The 14,309-nt window shown below is 71.2% G+C and carries 13 protein-coding genes and 1 pseudogene; 5 read left to right on the top strand and 9 right to left on the bottom strand.

Annotated features, from left to right (window positions below):
* Positions 1–329 precede the first annotated feature (329 nt).
* The 5 genes from AB0O34_RS26900 (at position 330) to AB0O34_RS26880 (ending at position 5,036) form a co-directional block, all read left to right on the top strand.
* Positions 330–1,364 carry an alpha/beta hydrolase gene (locus AB0O34_RS26900; protein WP_363919905.1) on the top strand — a complete coding sequence of 345 codons (1,035 nt, stop codon included), beginning with the start codon at positions 330–332 and terminating at the stop codon, positions 1,362–1,364.
* Positions 1,365–1,390: 26 nt separating this feature from the next.
* Entirely contained in the window at positions 1,391–1,570 is a 180-nt protein-coding gene (locus AB0O34_RS26895) for a hypothetical protein (protein ID WP_363919903.1), read from the top strand.
* A 565-nt stretch (positions 1,571–2,135) separates the two neighbouring features.
* Positions 2,136–2,441, top strand: coding sequence for a hypothetical protein (locus tag AB0O34_RS26890; RefSeq protein WP_363919901.1), 306 nt, complete (start codon positions 2,136–2,138; stop codon positions 2,439–2,441).
* The gene (locus tag AB0O34_RS26885) at positions 2,438–3,649 is read left to right on the top strand and encodes an aromatic ring-hydroxylating dioxygenase subunit alpha (protein ID WP_363919899.1); all 1,212 of its coding nucleotides are present in this window, start codon (positions 2,438–2,440) and stop codon (positions 3,647–3,649) included. The genes AB0O34_RS26890 and AB0O34_RS26885 overlap by 4 nt, the downstream gene beginning before the upstream one ends.
* Position 3,650: 1 nt before the next feature.
* Entirely contained in the window at positions 3,651–5,036 is a 1,386-nt protein-coding gene (locus AB0O34_RS26880) for an aspartate aminotransferase family protein (RefSeq protein ID WP_363919897.1), read from the top strand.
* Between the two features lie 4 nt (positions 5,037–5,040).
* Here the strand turns inward: AB0O34_RS26880 and AB0O34_RS26875 are convergent, their stop codons facing one another.
* The 9 genes and pseudogenes from AB0O34_RS26875 to AB0O34_RS26835 form a co-directional block, all read right to left on the bottom strand.
* Positions 5,041–5,298 carry a hypothetical protein gene (locus tag AB0O34_RS26875; RefSeq protein WP_363919895.1) on the bottom strand — a complete coding sequence of 86 codons (258 nt, stop codon included), beginning with the start codon at positions 5,296–5,298 and terminating at the stop codon, positions 5,041–5,043.
* Between the two features lie 74 nt (positions 5,299–5,372).
* Positions 5,373–6,224 (bottom strand): helix-turn-helix transcriptional regulator, encoded by an 852-nt coding sequence (locus tag AB0O34_RS26870; RefSeq protein WP_363919893.1) that lies wholly within the window; start codon positions 6,222–6,224, stop codon positions 5,373–5,375.
* 74 nt (positions 6,225–6,298) lie between these two features.
* Positions 6,299–6,538 (bottom strand): hypothetical protein, encoded by a 240-nt coding sequence (locus tag AB0O34_RS26865; protein WP_363919891.1) that lies wholly within the window; start codon positions 6,536–6,538, stop codon positions 6,299–6,301.
* Positions 6,539–6,633: 95 nt separating this feature from the next.
* Positions 6,634–7,137 carry a DinB family protein gene (locus tag AB0O34_RS26860; protein WP_363919889.1) on the bottom strand — a complete coding sequence of 168 codons (504 nt, stop codon included), beginning with the start codon at positions 7,135–7,137 and terminating at the stop codon, positions 6,634–6,636.
* A 127-nt stretch (positions 7,138–7,264) separates the two neighbouring features.
* Positions 7,265–9,331, bottom strand: coding sequence for an acyclic terpene utilization AtuA family protein (locus tag AB0O34_RS26855; protein WP_363919887.1), 2,067 nt, complete (start codon positions 9,329–9,331; stop codon positions 7,265–7,267).
* Positions 9,328–10,164: an enoyl-CoA hydratase-related protein gene (locus AB0O34_RS26850; protein WP_363919885.1), complete on the bottom strand. Its 837-nt coding sequence runs from the start codon at positions 10,162–10,164 to the stop codon at positions 9,328–9,330. The genes AB0O34_RS26855 and AB0O34_RS26850 overlap by 4 nt, the downstream gene beginning before the upstream one ends.
* Positions 10,161–12,185 carry a biotin carboxylase N-terminal domain-containing protein gene (locus AB0O34_RS26845; protein ID WP_363919883.1) on the bottom strand — a complete coding sequence of 675 codons (2,025 nt, stop codon included), beginning with the start codon at positions 12,183–12,185 and terminating at the stop codon, positions 10,161–10,163. The genes AB0O34_RS26850 and AB0O34_RS26845 overlap by 4 nt, the downstream gene beginning before the upstream one ends.
* A 4-nt stretch (positions 12,186–12,189) precedes the next feature.
* On the bottom strand, positions 12,190–13,722 hold the full coding sequence (locus tag AB0O34_RS26840) for a carboxyl transferase domain-containing protein (protein ID WP_363919935.1): 1,533 nt from the start codon (positions 13,720–13,722) through the stop codon (positions 12,190–12,192).
* Positions 13,723–13,847: 125 nt separating this feature from the next.
* Positions 13,848–14,309 (bottom strand): annotated as a pseudogene (locus AB0O34_RS26835) (serine/threonine protein kinase); the annotation flags it as partial.

The following is a 14,309-nucleotide window of genomic DNA, read 5'->3' as shown; positions in this document are numbered from 1 at the left end:
CGGACCTCCCGATACCGGCCCTTACCTAGAGGTCACCGCACGATCGAGGGCGAGCCGCCGCTTCGTTCACCTTCAGCCTGGAACAAGACCTGCAGTCACGTAGCGCTCGGTGACGCAGTCAGGTGACGCTCGCGCGGCAAGCGAGCCGGTTTCTACGGTTTGCCCCATGAATACCCAGCGCTCCAGCGCTCCTTGAGCAGCGATGCCGGGGCTCCCGGCAAACCGCCGGCGACGCCCCGGTCCACCGTGGAGAGACCGGCGAGCGGACCGCACAGTCGGCGCATTCAGCAGCCTACGACCCTCACTCGCCTCGAAAAGGGAAACGTCTTGTGAAAACGATCCATTTCACCCTTGACCCGAAGGTTCGCGGCCGCGTCGTCATCCCGATCGCGATGATCGGCATGCTCGCCAACCTCGCCCCTGCCGCCTCCGCCCAGGCCACACCGGCCCCTATCACAGCCATCGCCTCCAAGGCGCCGTCGAAGACCGGCCATGAGCCGCGCATTCCGGCAGGTTTCCGCGAGAAGAGAGTTCAGGTCGGCAACGTCGGGATCAACTACGTGCGCGGTGGACACGGGCCGACGCTGGTCCTGCTGCACGGATATCCGCAAACCTGGTACACCTGGCGCGAAATCCTGCCCGAACTCGCCAAGCACTACACGGTCATCGCGCCGGATCTACGCGGAGCAGGCAAGAGCGACGCACCCGCCAGTGGCTACGACAAGAAGACCCTCGCTGCTGACCTGCACGGGTTGTTGACCACGCTCGGCCTCAAGCGGGACATCAGGCTCGTGGGGCACGACATCGGCACGATGGTCGCCTACGCCTACGCCGCCGCCCACCCCGGCGACGTCGCCAAGCTGGTCCTCAGCGAGGCCCCCATCCCCGACAAGACCCTCTACGCCTTCCCCTCCCTCACCGCGAAGGGGCCAGGCTTTTGGAACTTCGGTTACTTCAGTCTCACCAACGGCCTGCCCGAGCGCATGGTGAACGGCAGGGAAGAGCAGTGGGTGGAGCGTTTCGTCGATTCCCTCGAAGTCAAAAAGAACGGCGTCAGCGACGAACAGGTCCGCGAGTACGCCCGCTACCTGCGCGATGACGCTCACCTGAGGGCGAGTTTCGAATGGTTCCGCGCCTTCCCCAAGGACGTCGCCGACAACAGCGCATACAGCGCGAAGAAGCTCACCATGCCCGTGCTCGCCATCGGCGCCCGCGGCAGCCTCGGCGACTCCGTCCCCACCCAAGTCCGCCAGTACGCCAGCCATGTGACCGGAATCGTCATCGAGGACTCCGGTCACTGGATCTTCGAGGAACAGCCCGAACAGCTCACCCGCACACTCCTGCGCTTCCTCAAGAAGAACTGATCCGGCGCCGAACCAGGAGCAGCCACATGAACAAGAGACGTCCACCCCATACCGGCGACACGCAGGAGCCCTTCTGGTTCCTCGGCGGCCGGGTCCAGATCCTGGTGCCGGCCTCGGCGACCGGCGGCGCCCTGAGCGTGATGGAGTTCACCGACCCCAAGGGCCATGCGCCAGTCATCACAGCGGCAGCCCGCACCACCCGCTGATCCCACACGAGACGCATCGGTCCGGACCGCGACAGGCGCGATCCCCGCGCCCGGCACCCGCGCCGACGGACACCTGCAACAGCGATACCTGGCCGACCCGCAGCATCTCCTCCTGGGTGGGAGAGAAGAACAAGTACAGCTCGCGCGTCATCATCAACCGCGGGAACACCCGAGGCGGTCCGCTCCACCGACGTCACCGCACACGCCTCCAGGCCCGGCACCGCTCAACGGACGAGGCACACCGTAGCGAGACGAACACGCGGCACAACAGGCGAAGAAGATCACAGCTCTATCAACGCCTCGCGGACCGCCAGGTCGTACTCGGACTCGACGAGGAACAGCCTCGGGATCCCGCGCTCGCGAAGACGGCCGGGACCAGCAGCGGGAGCACGATCAGGCGCAGGGCCGTCAGGCGACGTCAGGTCACCTCTTGCCAGACTGACTGGTTAACCAGTTAGTCTGGTGACGAGGGTCTGCGGCCACGAGGCTCTCAGGCCAAGTTTTCCGGGTCGTAACAGGCGAACGGAAGGCGTCCGCCAGGACGCGGCAGGAAAGGTTCCGGCGAGTGGACCGGCACGGAGTTTCGCAGGGCGCCGAAAGCGGCGGCCCGAAGAGCGTCACGAACAGGGATCCGCACACGCCCCGCATGCTGGCCCCGATGTCTTCGATCGGCGGGATGGGCGCGGTCTCGGCGGCGATCCGCGCCTCGGCAGAGTCGTTCGGCGCGCACGTGCTCACCGAGGCGGCGGTCGAGCGCGTCATCGTCAGGAACCAGTGCTCGTCCGCCACCCACGGCGGCGGCGGGGTCACCGGCATCGCCGGGTATCTGTGCTCCAAGCGAATCCTGCGCGACCGGAGGTGGCGGCGATGACCGACCTTTCCCGTACGACCGGCGAGAGCCGTACCGGACCTGGCCGTACGGCCTCAGCGGCCGGCGGCCGCACGGCGCCCCTGGACCTCGACCAGGTGCGGGCCTGCCTCGCGCCGCCGGGCATGATGCTGCCCGCGGCGGCCTACCTCAGCGACGACGTGCTCGCCTTCGAGCGCCGGGTGGTCTTCGCCGGGGGATGGGTGTGCGCCGGGCGCGCCGCCGGCCTCGGCCCGCGCACCCGTACGGCCGTCGCCGTGGGCGACGACAGCGTGCTGCTGGTGCGCGACGAGGAGGGAACGCTCCGCGGCTTCTACAACGTGTGCCGCCACCGGGGCCACGAGCTGCTGCCCTGCGGCTCCCGCGCGACCGGCCGGTTCATCGCCTGCCCGTACCACAACTGGGTGTACGACCTGACGGGGCGCCTCGACCGCGTGCCCCGCGAGCACGGCGACGGCTACGCGCTCGACCGGCTCGGCCTCATCCCCGCGCGCGTCGAGGAATGGCACGGGTTCGTCTTCGTCAACGCCTCCGGCGACGCGCCCCCGCTCGCGGGCTACCTCGCCGGGCTGGAGGAGGTCGTCGCCCCGTACGAGATGGAACGGCTGACGGTCGCCGCCTCGCACGAGTACGACCTCGCGGCCAACTGGAAGCTCGCGGTGGAGAACTACCACGAGTGCTACCACTGCCCGGCGATCCACCCGGAGCTGTGCCGGGTCTCCCCGCCGGACAGCGGCGACAACTACGCGCCGGAGGGCCTGTGGGCGGGCGGCAGCATGACCCTGGTCGAAGGCGCCGAGACGATGTCGTTGACGGGCGCCTCGGGCGGCGCCTTCCTGCCCGGGATCACCGGCCCGCTCCGCCGCAAGGTGGAGTACCTGCATCTGTTCCCGAACCTGCTGCTCAGCCTGCACCCCGACTACGTGATGACGCACGTGCTCGACCCCGTCGGCGCCGGTCGCACGAAGGTCACCTGCCAGTGGCTGTTCCCCCCGGAGGCCGGGGGCGCCGACCCGTCGTACGCCGTGGACTTCTGGGACCTGACCAACCGTCAGGACTGGGGCGCGTGCGAGGGCGTGCAGCGGGGGGTGGCCTCGCGCGGCTACGTGCCGGGGCCGTTCGCGCCGGAGGAGGAGGTCACCCACCAGTGGATCACCTCCGTCGCGACCGCCTATCTGACGGGCCGGCTCTCGCCGGCCGAAAGGAAATGAAATGCCAGTCGCAAGCCAGTCGTTGGTCGAGCGGGATCTCGTCCTGCTCGACAGTCTGATCGCCAAGGAGGAGTCGGTCTTCCTCGAACGCACGGCGGAGTCCCAGCGGGTCAGGAGGGAGTGCGCCGACGTGCTTCCCGGAGGCGTGGCCTCCAACTGGCAGGACGCGCCGCCCGGCGCGGTGTGGATCTCCCACGGCGATGGCTCCCGCGTCGTGGACGTGGACGGCACCTCCTACGTGGACCTGCACGGGGGCTTCGGGGTGGGGCTCGCCGGCCACGCGCACCCCGCTATCGTCGAGGCCGTCTCCGACCGGGTGCGCAAGGGCACGCACTTCGCCCAGCCCACCGAGGACGCCGTCGTGGTCGCCCGCGAGCTGGCCCGCAGGTTCGGGCTGCCGCTGTGGCGCTTCGGGAACTCCGGCACCGAGGCCACGATGGACGCCGTGCACCTGATGCGGGCCGCCACCGGCCGCATGAAGATCATCAAGGTCGAGGGCACCTACCACGGGCACCACGACAGCGTGCAGGTGTCGGTGTACCCGGATCCCGAGCAGGCGGGTCCCGCCGATCGCCCCTACTCCGTGCCGACCGGCCGCGCCGTCCCGCCCGCCCTCGCGCGGCTCACGCTGGTGGTGCCCTTCGGGGACCTCGCGGCGGTCGAGCGCCTGCTGGTGGAGAACCCCGGCGAGATCGCCGGCATGATCATCGAGCCCATCATGATGAACATCGGGCTCATCCCGCCGCCCGACGGCTACCTGGCCGGGCTCAGGCACCTGCTGCACCGGCACGGCGCCTACCTGGCGTTCGACGAGGTGAAGACCGGCCTCGCCGTCTCGGCGGGCGGCGCGACGCAGTGGTCCGGCGTGGTGCCCGACCTGATCTGCCTGGCCAAGGCGCTCGGCGGCGGGGTGCCGTGCGGGGCCATCGGCGGGGTCCCCGAGCTCATGAGCCTGATCGCGGACGGCACGTACGAGCAGGTCGGCACCTTCAACGGCAACCCGCTGACGATGGCCGCCGCCCGCGCCATGCTGCTCGGCATCCTGACCGACGACGCGTACAGGCACTTCGACAGGCTCCGGCGCGTCATGGCCGAGGGCGCGGAGGACGTGCTGCGCCGTTACGACCTGCCCGGTCACGTCAGGGCGTTCGGGGCCAAGGGCGCGGTCGTCTTCCACGACCGGCCGCTGCTCGACTACCGGGACTTCGCGGAGTATCCCGACCAGTGGGGCAACGCGCACTGGCTCTTCCAGCACAACGGCGGGGTGTTCCTGCCCCCATGGGGGAAATGCGAGCAGTGGACGGTGTCCGTCCAGCACTCGGAGGCCGACGTGCGCCGCTTCGTCGGGAACCTCGAACGGATGGCCGCGAGCCTGCGGCCCCGCTGACCCCTCAGGCGGGCAGCGCGGCCAGAAGGTACGCGAGGCGGGCGGCGGCGTCGTCGATGCCGTCGACGGTGCCGAGCCGGTAGCCCCACGAGGTGAGGAAGGCGCCCTGCGGGGTGCAGGTGACGACCTCCATCAGCGTGTCGCTGAAGCGGTTGCGTACCCGGACCGCGCCGGGGGTGCCGCCGAGGACCTGCACGGAGAGGTCGATGTGCCGGCGGGTCGCCAATGCGAACTGCTCGAGACAGGACATGGTGTCCAGCATGTGCCTCACCTCCACGTCACCCATGGCTGGTAAGGATTGCATGATCTTGCCGTGATCGGCAAGCAATTGTGTGGCTACTGGCCAGATTGTTTGGCGAAGTCCACGAGGACGCGGACGATCACCTCGCGCGCGTCCTCACGGAACACCGCCACCTCGCACAGGTCCTCGAACGCGCCGGCGTAGAAGGCCACGTCCTCGGGGTTGCGCAACACCAGGTCCTTGGTCCTGGTCGGGACGCCGACCATGGCCTCGTTGTAGATCCAGAAGCCGTTCAGCAGGGCGGACGGCAGCTGGGCTGAGAAGGGGATGACGCCGAACTCGACGTTGGGCAGGGTGGTGACCGCGAGCAGCCGGTCGAGCTGGCCGCGCATGACGTCGTCCGGCGCGAGCCGGTAACGCAGCACCGACTCAGGGATCAGGAAGCGGAACCGCCTCCCCGGGTCGTACAGAATGTCCTGCCTGCGCATGCGGACCCGGATCGCCGCGTCGATGTCGTCGGACGCGCCGTACAGGCGGCGGACCTTGGAGAAGATGTTGCGGGCGTACTCGGCCGTCTGCAGCAGGCCGATCACCACGCCGGGCTCGAACACCCGGAACAGCTTGGTGCGCGACTCCAGATCGCGGACGTCCTCCTGGAGCGCGGCCAGGCCGCTCTTGTGCCGCTGGCGCCAGGAGTCCTGCCGTTCGAGCAGCGACACCGCCTGGGCGATCAGGTCGTCGACGACCTCGGGGGGCGCCTGCACGGCCTGGCTCCACATCACGATGTCGTCCTCGGTGGCGCTCTGCCGGGCGTTCTCGATGCGCGAGACCTTGGAGGCCTGCCAGCCCAGGCGTGCCGCGAGGTCCTTGCCGGACAGCTGGGCCGCCTCGCGCAGCTGCCGGAGCTGGGCGCCGAGGTCGATCCGTGCCTGCTGAAAGCCGCTCACGCCCACCTCCAGTCGGCATCGGACTCGCATGAGGGTAGACCGGGCGACGCGATCATGCCATAGGGATCTCCCTATTAGTGATCAGCTACTCGCTCGGCCGGCTCCGGGGGGAAGAGCACGTCACGCGCGATCTCCATGAGGAGCTCGCGCGGCACCTCGACGGCCGACTCCCCGTCGAGCACGTGGCGCAGGTCCGCCCGTGCGTCGGGGTCCGTCAGGGTGAGTCCCTGGACGACGATCGTGCCGCGATCGGTCTCGTACAGCGACGGGCAGGCGCCGGCCTCCGAGGTAGAGCCGAGAAACCGCAGACGCATGTAGGGTCCCTTCCCCCGGAAGCGCCCGGGTGGCCGCAATTGCGCGCAATTGTAGAGCATGAAGTGAGCGGAAAGCGGCGGGCGGTGCGGGCCGGTCAGTCTCCGGTGACCCCGTCGGCCATCTCCCGCAGGATGTCCAGGTGGCCGTTGTGCCGGGCGGTCTCCTCGATCAGGTGGTGCAGGATCCAGCGCAGCGTGACGTGCGTGCCGTCCCTGAGCGGGTTCTTCGCCACCGTGTCCAGGTCGAGCGAGGCCACCAGCTCCCGGTAGCGGGCGCACTGCTCCTCGTACTCCGAGAGGATCCGCGCGAGGGGCATGTCGACGGCGATCCGCATCTCGCGGTCGGGGTCCTCGTCGGTCCAGGGCCCGAGGTCCTCCTCGCCGAGCAGCCTCACCTGGATCCAGAAGTACTCCACCCACCGCAGGTGGTTGGCCACGCCGCTCATGGTCATCAGCGGCGAGCCGGGCAGGGGTGCGCTCCTGGCGTGCTCCTCCGAGAGCCCCTCGCACTTGGCGTGGACGGTCGCCCGCGTGTAGTCGAGAAGGGTCGTCAGGACGGTGCGCTCGTCCCAGGCCACGGGCAGGTCTGTACGTGTCATGCGCTGGAGCCTGCTAGACCCGGGCGAACATGTCCAATAGTTAAAACCAGCTCGGCACCACGCGGACCAGCAGCTCCTCGCCCGTCCAACAGGATCGGTACGACGCGGGCCGGCGGTTCCACGTCCGTTAGAACGGGATGGGGACCACGCAGGCCCGCAGTTCCTCGCCGAGGGCCTTGGCCTGGGCGTCCATGCGCGGGCTGGCGGCCACACCCCGGCCGAGCAGGCCGCGCACGACGAAGTTCAGCGCGAGCAGGTTGGGCAGGCGGTACCGCTCGATCTCCAAAGCCGCCGTGCCGGGGAGCAGGCTCCGAAGCCGGTCGGTCGTGAGGAACTCCTCCAGCCAGGCATACTCCTCGGCCGTGCGGACCCAGACGCCGAGGTTGGCGTCGCCACCCTTGTCGCCGGACCGCGCCCCGGCGACCGTGCCGAGCGGCGCGTGCCGTACGGGCGGCCGGCCCTCGCCGGTACGGCCCGTCGTGCCCGCGCCCGCCGGTGAAGGCCGGGCGGGCGTGTCCGCGGGTGCCTCCACGCCAGGACCGGACGGGGCGGGTGCCCCCACGCCAGGGTCGGCCGGGGCGGGGGCCTCAGCGTCAGGGCCGGACGGGGCCGATGCCTCCGCGCTGGGGGCGGGCTGGAGCCAGATGCGCTCGGCGCCCTCCCAGACCTCCGCCCGTACGGCGGCACGGGGCACGGCGGCGGGCCGGAAGACGCCGTACGCCGAGGCGTCACCCGGGGGAGTGAGCCCGTAGAAGCCGGGATAGCCGGCAAGCCCGGTCTCGACCACGGCCGAGGAGAACGCGCGCCCGGCCCTGCGCTGGTCGGCGTCCATCACCGTGATGCGCAGCAGCGCCACCGAGACCTCCGGCCTCGCGGGCGTCAGCTCCACTGACTCCCGCCCAGCAGGCGGCGTCGGCTCCACCGGCCCCGGTCTTGCGAGTGGCGTCGGCTCTGCTGACTCCTGTCCAGCGGCCGGCGTCGGCTGCGTCGGCTCTGGTCTTGCGAGTGGTGTCAGCTCCACGTGGACCTGGTCGAACGCCTCCCTGGGGACGCGCGCGAATATGGCCTCCTCGGCCAGGCGGGCCTTGGCTTCGATGTCCAGCCCGGTGAGCACGAGCGTCATCGTGTTGCGGTAGCCGCCGAGGTGGTTCAGCGCGACCTTCAGCGTGTCAGGCGGCGCCTCGCCCCTGACGCCCGACACCCTGACCCGATCGTGCCCGACCTGCGCCAGCTCGATGGTGTCGAAGCGTGCGGTCACGTCGGGCCCGAGGTACCGGGGAGAGCCGATCTCGTAGAGGAGCTGCGCGGTGACCGTGCCCACCGACACCCGCCCGCCCGTGCCCGGGTGCTTGGTGATCACGCTTGAGCCGTCCGCGTGCAGCTCGGCGATCGGGAAGCCGCAGTGCGCGAGGTCCGGCACCTCGGTGAAGAACGCGTAGTTGCCGCCGGTCGCCTGGCAGCCGCACTCGATTATGTGCCCGGCGACCACGGACCCGGCGAGCGCGTCGAGGTCCGAGGGGCGCCAGCCGTACCGCCACATGCCCGGGCCCGTGACCAGCGCCGCGTCGGTCACCCTGCCGGTCACCACGACGTCGGCTCCGTTCGCCAGCGCGACGGCGATGGCCTCGCCGCCGAGGTAGGCGTTGGCGGTGAGGGCCGTGCCACCCGGCTCCTCGCCGGTCGTGGTCCCTGGCTTCCCGCCGGAAGTGGCGTTCCGCTTCCCGCCGGGAATGACCCCCTGCTTTTCGCCGGGGGTGGCGTTCTGCTTCTTGCCGGGGGTGGTGCCCGGCTTCTCGCCGGTGACGAGGTCGGGCAGGTGGCCGAGGTCGCGGCCGATGAGGTCGTCGCCCGTCACGTGGGCCACCCTCACCGCGAGGCCAAGGCGGGTGGCCAGCTCGCTCACGGCCAGCGCGCACCCGGCAGGGTCCAGGCCGCCCGCGTTCGACACGATCTTGATCCCCCGGTCCACGCACGTGCCGAGGACCTGTTCCATCTGGGTCAGGAAGGTGCGCGCGTACCCGGGACGGCCCTTGAGCCGGTTCCCCGCCAGGATCAGCATGGTCAGCTCGGCCAGCCAGTCGCCGGTGAGCACGTCGATCGGCCCGCCCTCGACCATCTCCCTGGCGGCCGACAGCCTGTCGCCGTAGAACCCGCTGCAGTTGGCGATGCGGAGCGGACCGGCCGCGCCGGTCACGAGGACGCGTCCCCTCCGGGCTCGGCCTTCTCGGGCTCCGTCTTTTCGGGCTCGGCTTGCGGGACCCAGGAGGCGGGACGCTTCTCCATGAAGGCCCGGATGCCCTCCTGGCCCTCCGGGGAGGTGAAGCGCTGGGCCGAGAGCCGCGCCATCTCGCGCATGCCGTCGTCGACCGACAGGCCCGGCACGGTGCGGACGAGCTGCTTGGTGATCGCGAGAGACTCGGGGCCGCCACGCAGCAGCATGCCGGCGTAGTGCGCGACCGTGGCGTCCAGGTCCTCCGCGGGGACGGCCCGGGTCAGCAGCCCGATCTCCGCGGCGCGGGCGGCGTCGAACACCTCCCCGGTGAGGAAGTACTCCGCGGCGGCGCGCGGGTCGAGGCGGCGCAGCACGGTCACCGAGATCATGGCGGGCACCACGCCGAGCCGTACCTCGCTGAAGGCGAACGTCGCGGAGTCCGGGGCGATCGCGAAGTCGCACGCGGCCACCAGGCCGAGGCCGCCGGCCCGGGCGGTGCCGTTCAGGCGGCAGATCACCGGCTTGGGGCTGCCCCAGATCAAGCTCATGATCTCGGGGAACGACGCGGTCACGGGCGCGTCGTGCGGCAGGCCGTCCTTCGCGGGCGCCTGCTCCTTCAGGTCGGCGCCCGAGCAGAAGACCGGGCCCGTGCCGGTCAGCACGATGACCCGTACACCGTCGTCGCCGATGGCACCGTCGAGCGCGCGCTCCAGGTCGCCGAGCAGGCGGACGGACAGCGCGTTGCGGTTGTGCGGCGAGTCGAGCGTGATCGTGGTGACCCCGCCGCGCGTCTCGTGGCGGACCAGCGTGGTCATCGCGACTCCTCGATGACGGCGAGCAGGGCCCCCGCCTCGACCTGGCGGCCCGGCGTCACGTTGAGCTCGGAGACGACGCCCGCCGCCGGAGCGGAGATCTGATGCTCCATCTTCATCGCCTCCAGTGTGAGGATCGGCTGCCCCGCCGTGACCGCCGCTCCCGATGTGACCTCGACGCGCAGAACGGTACCCGGCATGGGGGCGAGCAGGGAGCCCGGGGCGATCGACACGACCGGCTCCGGCAGCCTCGGGAGCGGCACGAGCCGTACCGAGCCGAGCGGCGAGTCCACATAGAGGGAGCCGCCCGTGCCGGCGTGCCCGGCGCCGTCGTACGCGGCGACGGCGAAGCGGCTCACGACCCCTGCCACGTCGAGGACGACCTCCCCGGGGCTCGATGAGACCAGCGTCACCTCGTCGAAGCCCTCCGCCGCCAGGCCGTCGCGGGTGAGCCGGTAGGCGATCTCGACCCGGCCTCCGGGGGTCTCGAACGCGGTGCGCTGCGGCTGGGAGGACACGTTGCGCCAGCCGCTCGGCAGCCCGCCAAGCACGCCCGCCGCCGCGCGGTTCGCGGCGGCCAGCGCCAGGGCGGCGGCCAGGGCGGACAGCGGCACGGGCGGCGCCGACGGCGCGGCCAGGGCGGCGACGCCGTACCGGTCGAGGAAGCCCGTGTGCGTGTCACCCGCCAGGAACGCCTCGTGCCGGAGCACGCCCACCAGCAGGTCGCGGTTGGTGGTGAGGCCGTGGACGCGCGCGCGGGCGAGCGCGGTCGCGAGGCGCCGCGCCACCGCCGCCCGGCCGGGGCCGCAGGCGATGACCTTGGCCAGCATCGCGTCGTAGTGCACGCCGATCTCCGACCCGCTCTCGACCCCCGAGTCCAGCCGCAGCCCGTACGCCGCCGGCGGGCCGCCGTCCCCGGTCTCCCCGGAACGGCCGCCCGCGCCCGGCACCTCGAAGCGGGCGTCGACGCCCGGCACGTCGAACAGGTGCAGGGTGCCGTTCTGGGGGCGCCAGTCGTGGGCCGGGTCCTCGGCGTAGAGGCGGACCTCGATGGCGTGGCCGCGCGGCTCGGGCGGCTCGGCCGGCAGGCGGGCGCCCTCGGCGACCTCCAGCTGGAGGCGGACCAGGTCGACCCCGTACACGCACTCGGTCACCGGATGCTCGACCTGGAGCCGCGTGTTCATCTCCAGGAACGCGACCGTGTCCCCCTTGACGAGGAACTCCACCGTGCCCGCGCCGACGTAGCCGATCGCCTTGGCGGCCCTGGCGGCGGCCTCCAGGAGGGTCTCCCGCATGCCGGGGGAGACGCCCGGCGAGGGGGTCTCCTCGACGACCTTCTGGTGCCTGCGCTGGATCGAGCACTCGCGCTCGCCGAGCGTCCACACCGTGCCGTGCGTGTCCGCCAGGATCTGCACCTCGATGTGCCTGGCGTCCTCCAGGAGCGGCTCGACGAAGACGGTGCCGTCCCCGAAGGCCGAGAGCGCCTCGCGCCGCGCCGCCGCCACGGCCTCGTCCAGCCCGGCGGGGTCGCGTACGACGCGCATTCCGCGCCCGCCGCCGCCGGCCGACGCCTTCACCAGCACCGGGAACGCGAGCTTTCCGGCTTCGGGGGACTCCGGGATGACCGACGGGAGCACCGGGACCCCGGCCTGGGCCATCAGGACCTTCGCCTCGATCTTGGAGCCCATCGCGGTGACGGCCTCCGGGCTCGGGCCGATCCAGGTCAGGCCCGCGTCCAGGACGGCCTTGGCGAACGCGGCGTTCTCCGACAGGAAGCCGTAGCCCGGATGGACGGCGTCCGCCCCGGCGCTCAGCGCCGCCGAGACGATCGCCCCGGCGTCGAGGTAGGTGTCGGCCGGCCTGACCCCGCGCAGCCGTACGGCGTGGTCGGCCTCGGCGACGTGCGGCGAGGCGGCGTCGGCGCCCGCGAACACCGCGACGGTCTCGATGCCGAGGTCGCGGCAGGTGCGGAAGATCCGGCGGGCGATCTCCGCCCGGTTGGCCACCAGCAGTCGTCTGATCATGCACTCACATCCGGAAGACGCCGAAACCGGCGGGGGCGGGGTCGCCTGGGACGTCGCCGATGGCCGACAGGCACAGGCCGAGAACGGTTCGGGTGTCGCGCGGGTCGATCACCCCGTCGTCGTACAGGCGCCCGGACAGGAAGAAGGGCAGCGACTCGGACTCGATCTGGGCCTCGACCATCTGCCGCATCGCCGCGTCGGCCTCCTCGTCGTACACCTGGCCGCGCGCCTCGGCCGACGCGCGGCCGACGATCGACAGCACCCCCGCGAGCTGGGCCGGGCCCATGACCGCCGACTTCGCGCTCGGCCAGGAGAACAGGAAGCGCGGGTCGTACGCTCGCCCGCACATGCCGTAGTTCCCGGCCCCGTAGGAGGCGCCCATGACGATGGTGAGGTGGGGGACGGTGGAGTTGGACACCGCGTTGATCATCATGGCGCCGTGCTTGATGATGCCGCCCTGCTCGTAGTCCTTGCCGACCATGTAGCCGGTGGTGTTCTGCAGGAACACCAGGGGAGTGCGCGACCGGTTCGCGAGCTGGATGAACTGCGCCGCCTTCTGGGCCTCCTCGCTGAACAGCACGCCGCGGGCGTTGGCCAGCACGCCGATCGGATGCCCGTGCAGGGTGGCCCAGCCGGTCACCAGGCTCGCGCCGTACAGCGGCTTGAACTCGTCGAACTCGCTACCGTCGACCACGCGGGCGATCACCTCGCGCGGGTCGAAGGGGATCTTGAGGTCCTCGGGGACGATCCCGAGCAGCTCCTCCTCGTCGTGGAGCGGGGGCCGCACGGCCCGGGGCGCGTCCGCCCGGCGCCGGTTGAGGCGCCTGACGACGCGGCGGCCGATGCGCAGCGCGTCGTGCTCGTCGAGGGCCAGGTGGTCGGCGAGCCCGGAGACGCGGGCGTGCATCTCGGCGCCGCCGAGCGACTCGTCGTCGGACTCCTCGCCCGTGGCCATCTTGACCAGCGGGGGGCCGCCGAGGAAGACCTTGGCACGTTCCTTGACCATGACCACGTGGTCGCTCATGCCCGGGACGTACGCGCCCCCGGCCGTCGAGTTGCCGAACACCAGGGCGATGGTCGGGATCCCGGCGGCCGACAATCGGGTTAGATCACGAAATATCCGGCCGCCCGGGATGAAGATCTCCTTCTGCGTCGGCAGGTCCGCGCCCCCCGACTCGACCAGGTTGATCAGCGGCAGCCGGTTCTCCAGCGCGATGTCCGACGCCCGCAGCGTCTTGCGCAGCGTCCACGGGTTCGACGACCCGCCCCGCACGGTCGGGTCGCTGGCGACGATCACGCACTCGACGCCCTCGACCACCCCGATGCCGGTGATCACACTCGCGCCCACAGGGAAGTCGGTCCCCCAGGCGGCGAGCGGGGAGAGCTCCAGGAACGGCGAGTCGGGGTCCACCAGGAGCTCGACCCGTTCCCTGGCGAGCAGCTTGCCGCGCTGGTGATGACGCTCGACGTACTTGGCGCCGCCGCCCGCGACCGCCTTGGCCTGCTCGGACGCGAGATCGCGGAGCTTGGCGAGCATGGCGGCCCGTCTGGCCTGGAAGCCGGCGCTCGCGGTGTCGAGACGGCTGTCGATCACGCTTCACTCCCGTGGTTGCCGGTGGCCGTGGCCCAGAACGTATTACATCCCGCGGGCGCTCCGGGTCGCTAACCGCAGTGGGACCAGCCGCTCTTCCAGCTGGCCGTGCCGTACCCGCCGCCCCAGATCACGCACATCTTCGAGGCGGCCAGCCTGAGCGGGCCCGCGTACTCGGTGTAGTCGCCGGTGTCGTTGCCCGAGCCGCCTCCCTTGACCTGCAGCACCGCGCTCATCTTGATCTTCTGCGGCACGACGTACTTCGAGAGCGTGACCACGCAGTTCTTGCCCGCCGCGCTGCTGTAGAGCAGGTACACGGTGGCGCTGCCGAGAGAGTGGGAGTCGACGGCCTTGTACCCCGAGCCGCACACCCCGGCCGCCGTGTTCGGGTTCGCCTTCGGCGGCGAGGACGGCTTGGCGGTGGCGGTGGGCTTCTTGGTCGGGGTGGGGGTCGGCTGCTTGGTCGGTGAGACGGTCGGCTTCGGGGTGGGCGTCGCCTTCGGCGTCGGCTTGGCCGTCGGGCTGGGCGACGG

Origin of the sequence: Sphaerisporangium sp. NPDC088356 (assembly GCF_040685555.1) — a bacterium.
GTDB lineage: Bacteria > Actinomycetota > Actinomycetes > Streptosporangiales > Streptosporangiaceae > Sphaerisporangium.
This window is presented reverse-complemented; position numbering and strand designations above follow the sequence as displayed.

Bases quoted from the DNA above. Each gene is read 5' to 3' on its own strand.
- AB0O34_RS26880 (WP_363919897.1), top strand. From the start codon at position 3,651: ATGCCAGTCGCAAGCCAGTCGTTGGTCGAGCGGGATCTCGTCCTGCTC.
- AB0O34_RS26840 (WP_363919935.1), bottom strand. From the start codon at position 13,722: ATGCTCGCCAAGCTCCGCGATCTCGCGTCCGAGCAGGCCAAGGCGGTC.
- AB0O34_RS26885 (WP_363919899.1), top strand. From the start codon at position 2,438: ATGACCGACCTTTCCCGTACGACCGGCGAGAGCCGTACCGGACCTGGC.
- AB0O34_RS26860 (WP_363919889.1), bottom strand. From the start codon at position 7,137: ATGACACGTACAGACCTGCCCGTGGCCTGGGACGAGCGCACCGTCCTG.
- AB0O34_RS26850 (WP_363919885.1), bottom strand. From the start codon at position 10,164: ATGACCACGCTGGTCCGCCACGAGACGCGCGGCGGGGTCACCACGATC.
- AB0O34_RS26845 (WP_363919883.1), bottom strand. From the start codon at position 12,185: ATGATCAGACGACTGCTGGTGGCCAACCGGGCGGAGATCGCCCGCCGG.
- AB0O34_RS26875 (WP_363919895.1), bottom strand. From the start codon at position 5,298: ATGCTGGACACCATGTCCTGTCTCGAGCAGTTCGCATTGGCGACCCGC.
- AB0O34_RS26865 (WP_363919891.1), bottom strand. From the start codon at position 6,538: ATGCGTCTGCGGTTTCTCGGCTCTACCTCGGAGGCCGGCGCCTGCCCG.
- AB0O34_RS26895 (WP_363919903.1), top strand. From the start codon at position 1,391: ATGAACAAGAGACGTCCACCCCATACCGGCGACACGCAGGAGCCCTTC.